Here is a 267-nt window from a genome sequence, read left to right as displayed (position 1 = left end):
ATTCGGAAAGGATGGTTGAGCCTCCGATCGCTTCCATTATATCTGACAGCTGGCCCAGCACAGGATTGGCAGAAATCCCTGAAAAACCATCTGATCCGCCACATTCTAATCCCAACACCAATTTTGACATGGGTGCAGGTTTTCTCTGAATTTCATTGGCTTCTTTGATGGCTTCATAGGAATCTTTGATGATTCCGTTGAGCATTTCATCTACTGTCCCCGATTTCTGTTGTTCATAAATGATGATAGGCTTTTTATTACCAGGAC

1 pseudogene is annotated in these 267 nt (G+C 43.1%); it reads right to left on the bottom strand.

Annotated elements, in window-relative coordinates:
• Positions 1–267: pseudogene (locus SCA31_RS23700) on the bottom strand (altronate dehydratase); the annotation flags it as partial.

The sequence above is a fragment of the Chryseobacterium sp. SIMBA_028 genome, from assembly GCF_046535285.1.
GTDB lineage: Bacteria > Bacteroidota > Bacteroidia > Flavobacteriales > Weeksellaceae > Chryseobacterium.
This window is presented reverse-complemented; position numbering and strand designations above follow the sequence as displayed.